Origin of the sequence: Microcystis sp. M049S2 (assembly GCF_020245625.1) — a bacterium.
Classification (GTDB): Bacteria; Cyanobacteriota; Cyanobacteriia; order Cyanobacteriales; family Microcystaceae; genus Microcystis; species Microcystis ichthyoblabe_A.
Genome location: NZ_JADBUN010000147.1, coordinates 33,202 through 39,755 on the forward strand (window position 1 = coordinate 33,202; position 6,554 = coordinate 39,755).

Sequence of the window (6,554 nt, forward strand, 5' to 3'; positions counted from 1 at the left end):
TTGTCAGAACGGTTGAGGAACTTTAATTTTTTTTGATCTCTAGTAATTCCTGAAAATATCTAGCATTAAAAGAGGAAGATTGCTCGATGACACCGGGGAAAGAGAAATAGCTTTATCTTTGGCATCCGAGAAAATTCTGACTATTCTATCGCCTTGGTCAGCATTATCAGCTAAACTGGCTAATATCAGTTATTTTAGCTATCAGCATCGAAATTTTTCTTATTCTGGCAGTTAAACGCGAGAATATCGGCTCTCTTGGATTTGGTGAGTAAAATGTATTCTAAGATACATTGCTCCTAGCGAGGGGGTGGAACGAACCACAAAGACACAAAGGACACAAAGATTGATCGATCCTATGTAAGTTAAACTTATCACACAGAACCTAGAAGAGCCGAATATCGACCCGATTGTTCTTTTTCGGACTGTTAGCGGTTAGGACCTATTACTTGGGAAACGATCGAAATAGATCAGGAAAGTGCGATAGTACAGATCAAAGATCGGGGAAAATTTTTTCGCCAAACCCAAAACTTTTTGACGCTGACGTTCTATGATGCCTCATATCTTCCTATTTTTAGAGATTTTTTGCCAAGAAGGCGGTATTCAATCCTATATTAAGGATGTCCTGCAAGCTTATCTGACTTTACCCGATTCCGAGGCAGTGGAGGTTTTTTTACTACGGGATGCCCCTGATTGCCCTAATCCTTTTAAAAATCAAGGTATTACCTTTCATTACCTGAAAAATAAGTCAGTAACTCTCGGACGCATTCAATTAGCCCTTAAGTTTTTAGTTTCTCTCCTCCGGAAACGTCCCCAACGGGTTTTTTGTGGTCATATAAATTTAGCCCCCCTCACCCGTCTTTACTGTCAAGCTTTAGGCATCCCCTACACCGTCCTCACCTACGGTAATGAGGTCTGGGATCCTTTACCAAATTCCCAAAAACAGGCCCTGCAAGCGGCCGCATCAATCTGGACAATTAGCCGTTATACTCGCGATCTTATGTGTGAGGCCAACGCTATCGATGCCAAAAAAGTAGCAATTCTCCCCTGTGTGGTGGATGAAGAAAAGTTTAATTTAGGCGAAAAGTCCTTGACATTAATCAAAAAATATGATATAGAAAATGCCAAAGTTTTATTAACAGTGGCCCGGTTGTGGTCGGGGGATATCTATAAGGGGATAGATGTGACAATTCGGGCCCTGCCGACAATTCTAGAGACTTATCCCGAGGTAAAATATCTAGTTATCGGACGAGGAGACGATCGCCCAAGGTTAGAAGCTTTAGCCAAGCAGTTAGGAGTCGATAAACAGGTAATTTTCGCCGGTTTTGTCCCCACGGAGCAATTAGCCGACCATTATCGTTTGGCCGATGCTTACGTTATGCCTTCCCGGGAAGGATTCGGGATTGTTTACCTAGAAGCGATGGCCTGTGGTATTCCCGTGATTTCTGGGGATGAGGACGGTTCAGCAGAGCCGCTGCAGGATGGTTTGGTGGGATGGCGCGTTCCCTATCGAGATGCCGAAAAGGTGGCTAAAGCTTGTTTAGAAATTTTGTCAGGTCAGGATCAACGTTGTCACCCCCAATGGTTGCGTCAACAAACTCTAAATAAATTCGCCAAAAAGACTTTACAAGCAAAATTAGAGCAGTTAATCTAAGTAGGTAGGCGTTAAAAATTATCAGAAACCCCCCTTATCAAGGGGGGCAGGGGGGATCCGCACCCCCCTTATCAAGGGGGGCAGGGGGGATCAAACCTAAAATCCATTTTTAATTTAATTATAACCAGCTACTTAACTAGCCTATACTCAAGCGCAACCCAATAACTCCGACGATTACTCTTTAGCAATTCTACAATCTAAGAGTAAGGGGACCAGGGACCGATGACGGTTTCTCCTCGCTTCTCTTTTTCTGCTAATTCCAGGTTTAAGGTTAATAGTTTCTCTAAGATGTCGTCGTCAGCTTGGAAGTGATAGGCTTCCATTACTAGCTTGTCTAATTTCTGATGGAGTTGATACAGTTGGCTACTGGGTTCGTTAAAGAATTGGTTATATAGTTTGGTGATTCCCCATTGTTTTTTCTCCATCTGTTGACTACGATATTCGTGTAATTCCCCGGCGGTTTGACGGATTTTTTCGACAAGTTCCTGTGAAGGTGTCTGGGGAAAGGGGAAGGTTTCAAAACAGGTGTTATGAGTGTAGGCTGTTGTGTGACCCAGGGTAGATTTTTGAGATTGCATCCAAGTTCGGTGAATGTTAGATAAAAGAATACCTAAGATATAATAATCATCGGAAGCAACTACTACGGATTTATCTCCAGGAAGCCAGTTAAGGGGTGCTGGAATAAAAACCGCCCATTTAGAGACTCGTGGAACAGCAAAGTAGCATGAAATGGAAGTAATTGCTGTTCTCATTGCTGGTCTTTTTTCACCATATTTCCACCAGTTTAGTTTAGTAACTTCTCGTCTATTTTGCTCTCTTTCTGGCTTAACATTTACTTTAATATGCTCAAAAGGTAGTTTATATTCACTAGCATCCTCTAAACTCATATCATTAAAATCAACAATCCAGCGTTCTGGCTTACCGTGAGGATTTTGGGCTAGATTTGCTCCCATTGAAAACAACTTAAGGACATCTGTATTTTTAGAATCTTGTTTAATCCATTCATTGACTTGTTTTTCAGTAACAATAAAACCTTTACCAACAGGAATCACTCCTTGAAAACATTGATTAAGATTAGCTTTTAATCGCGGAGATTGAGAAACATCTACAGTCGCTTTTAAAGAAGAATTAATCTGAGAAACTGAATGATTATCTAAATAATAACTTACTGGTTCAACTTTACTCCAATTGACAATACTAACATGAACATTAGCCTCACCAGACCAAGGCTGAGTAGAAATCGCCTCATGAATGTGTCCACCATTGTGAGTAATATAATCCAACGCTGCTACACGACTTTTCCCTTGACTAATAGAATTAGTTCCAACTAAACCCGCTCTTCCTTTCTCATCTAATTGATCATGTGCTAGACGAAACCAATAGGAACAAAAATCAACCGAGTCTTTAACCTCAGAAAACCTTCCAAACACTCTATTAACATAATCATCACTGAGATTTAATCTCATGTGTTTACCTCCCAAAAATGGAGGATTACCGATAATTGCGTCTGCTTTTTGCCAATCCGTAAACAAAGCATCAGCACAAATAATATTACTATCCAAAGTATCCAAAGGTAAAGAAGCTTCCGTCAAATTAAACTTATCAATCGCCACCTTTCTGGCAATCATTAAAGTCACCCGCGCTAATTCTACAGCAAAAGGATTAATATCCATTCCATAAAACTGTTTAGGCGTAACAAAACTAATCTGTAATTGGTCACTAGCAGAACGACGACGGTTAGCAATCTTTTCAATTAATAACTGTTCAATGCGCTTTAATTCTTGATAGGCGACATAGAGAAAATTACCCGAACCGCAAGCCGGATCTAATACCTTATACTGCTGTAATTCTAACTGAAGTGTATTTAACTCGCCAATCGTCCCAGCTTGCTCAATTTTCTCCTCCCAGTAACGGCTAATAGTTGGGCGAACAATTTTCATAATATCCGCTTCTGAGGTAAAGTGCATCCCGTAAGTATGACGTTCTTCAGCATTAGCTGTCCCCTCAAAAATATTACCAAAAATTGCTGGACGGATCTTACTCCAATCCTGACGCGCCGCCACATCGAGAAACCTTAATTCTTCATTAGTTAATTGAATTGGATGAATTATACTAAACAGTCCCCCATTAAAATAATCCACTCCCTGATACTTCCCAGCGGGGGTAATTCCGGGTTGGTTCATCTGTTGAAATAATCCCCCCAAGACATCATAGGAATTGCCCCCATTTAGACACTCTTGTACACAAGAAATAAATAAATCTCTCGGTAATAATCCTCGATCCTCAGCAAACATTGCCAAGACACACTGCAAAATAAATCGCTGGGCCGTCAACTCATCAAAACCGCTTTTATGACCGCGTTTTTTTAACAGTTGAAACAACTCACCCATCCGTCGCGCCGCCGTTTCTGTAATCTCGACTTGATTATTCTGAAAGATAGGGGTACGATTCCCTACTTCCATAAAATTGAACGCACTGACCCGATTTTTCAAATCGTTGAGATTTACTCGATCTACCGGTTCATCTATTTGAAGATCAAAATCAAAAATCCAGAACTGATCAAAATTACATAATAAGACATAGCGAGGGCGATTAGGAACCAATCGACTCCAGTATTCAAAAGCTTGGGGATAGTGTTTACTTAAATCTTCTCCTCGCTTTTTCATTTCAATTAAAACACGAGGTTTCCAAACTAAATCAGCAAATCCGGTTTTACCTTTCTTGCTACCTTTAGTAATCGCCTCCTCATAGGTTGCACCCGCTTCTAACGCACCCTTATGACCAAAAGCTCGAAAGAAACGGTCTAGGAAAATCTGAGCTTCTTTCCTTTCTTTGCCAGTAATATGCTGTTGACAAAAATCAATAAATTCTTGTAAGCTTTCAAGGGTAGTAGTCATCTTTTGCTTCACTCGCTTAAAGTCTTTGCTTGTGGGGGCTGAGTCTGAAGTGCTACCGCACCGAAGCTCACCGTTGGACGGTAAGCTTTGTCGAACCGTTCGGACAGCCGCCTTTTAACACAGGTGTTCACCCCTGGGAGTTTCACCCACCTTTAAGGTCAACTTAGCTGCCCTGATTCTACTATAAAGCCGTCCTAGAAGGACGGGGTTTCAAACCTATTTTTCTAAGGATTGCATTGCATCTTTCCTATTCTGATCTGACAACGCCAAAAAACCGATTTGCTGATGGGGAGTATTTTCAGTGAACAGTGAACAGTGAACAGTAAACAGTGAACTGAAAACTTAAGTGGGTGGGTAGAATTAAATATAAGATGAACTTAGGTTGGGTTGAAGCATGAAACCCAACGCCCGATTATGTTACGCTACCGCTAACCCATCCTACAAATAATTGTGCCTCCCTACTGAAAACTTACATCTGATAACTAATAACTGATTACTGATTACTGATTTGACATTTGGGCGGTGATTACGGTGAGATCGAGCGCCCTTTCCCCCCTTCTAATTCTGAGGGGTAAAGATTGACCGATTCCAGTTTTTTCCACCATTTCCTGTAACTCAGTGCCATCGCTAACCGGTTGATTATTAGCTTTGACAATCACATCCCCGCGACGGATGCCGGCTTTTTCGGCGGGGGTATTGGGTAGGACTTTCACCACCAAAATTCCCGACACTTCCGGCACGATCATGGGAGAATTGGGGTTTTGATTATTCGCCCGGGCTAAATCGGGAGTTAGGTTAACCATCTGCACACCGATATAGGGATGGGCCACCTTTTGACCTGATTCTAGGGTCGCTTGTAACTGTTTGGCCCGGTCGATGGGAATGGCAAAACCGATGCCCATGGCATCAGCACGAATCGCCGTATTGATACCGATGACTTCCCCTTGGGCGTTGAGTAAAGGACCGCCGGAATTACCCGGGTTAATAGCGGCATCGGTTTGGATAAAATCAATGCGTTTATCGGGAATACCCGCCTTAGCCGCCGATCGCCCGATCGTGCTAATAATTCCTAAAGTTACCGTATTATCTAGACCCACGGGATTGCCTACAGCGATCGCCCAATCCCCCACTTGTATGGATGCGGAATTGCCGAGGACGGCTACAGGTAAATTTTCCCCTTGGGAATTAATTTTCACCACGGCTAAATCAGTGATCTCATCAGTACCGCGTACTTCTCCTTTGAAGCTACGACCATCTTTTAAAGTTACCGTTACCTTATCGGCATTATCGACCACATGGGCGTTAGTTAAGATTAAACCACTGCCATCGATAATAAAACCCGATCCCTGGCCCGCCACTCGCTGCTGGGTGGGAACACGAAACTGTTCCCCAAAAAACTCCTGAAAAAAAGGATCATCAAAAAAGGGGCTATTGGGACGAGTAATGATCGCTTCGGTGTCAATTCGCACCACTGCCGCACCCGTGCGGGCCACTGCCTTAGCGACAAAACTTTCCGCCGTCATCTCCGGGGGGATTCTGGCCAGATCGGTGGCAGCAGTGGGCAGATTTTGAGCATTTACCGCCGCTAAACTGCTAAAACCGAGCATAACTCCCAGAAAAGTTGCCAAAGCATGGGTAATAGTTCGCCGTAACCCTGTAGGAAGTTTCATACTTTGATCTCTGAATTCTGATGTTTTAACTGTTTCTGTCTATCGGTTGACAGACCGACTATTAAAAATCTAACAAATCGATCGCTCCGATTAAATCGATGGTTGACACCAAATCCGTCTGCTGGCGGATTTGGTCATGGTTTGCCGTTTACTAGGGCTGGCTGAATAAATCTAAAAACCTTGTTGGATAAGGCTTTTAGCCTGCATTATTCACCAACTGGCAAAAACCTGATTGTGAGGACATCTCAAAAAACAGACTGTTTTTCAGCCAGATCGCTAGATGAACTTCTTGCCAAGGCTTTCGAGGATTTTCCAAAGTCTTCATGAATAATGCAG

4 protein-coding genes are annotated in these 6,554 nt (G+C 42.5%); 2 read left to right on the plus strand and 2 right to left on the minus strand.

The window, feature by feature from the left end:
- Nucleotides 1-79: 79 nt before the first annotated feature.
- A complete protein-coding gene (locus IM496_RS12585; protein ID WP_194015921.1) occupies nucleotides 80-235 on the plus strand; it encodes a hypothetical protein in 156 nt (51 codons plus the stop codon).
- A 312-nt stretch (nucleotides 236-547) separates the two neighbouring features.
- Complete coding sequence (locus tag IM496_RS12590; RefSeq protein ID WP_287662097.1) at nucleotides 548-1,651, plus strand: glycosyltransferase family 4 protein; 1,104 nt, start codon at nucleotides 548-550, stop codon at nucleotides 1,649-1,651.
- 197 nt (nucleotides 1,652-1,848) lie between these two features.
- Here IM496_RS12590 and IM496_RS12595 read toward each other — a convergent pair whose 3' ends face one another.
- Together IM496_RS12595 and IM496_RS12600 are read right to left on the minus strand one after the other, a co-directional pair.
- A complete protein-coding gene (locus tag IM496_RS12595) occupies nucleotides 1,849-4,548 on the minus strand; it encodes a DNA methyltransferase (protein ID WP_287662099.1) in 2,700 nt (899 codons plus the stop codon).
- Nucleotides 4,549-5,048: 500 nt separating this feature from the next.
- Complete coding sequence (locus IM496_RS12600) at nucleotides 5,049-6,218, minus strand: HhoA/HhoB/HtrA family serine endopeptidase (RefSeq protein WP_287662101.1); 1,170 nt, start codon at nucleotides 6,216-6,218, stop codon at nucleotides 5,049-5,051.
- Nucleotides 6,219-6,554 lie beyond the last annotated feature (336 nt).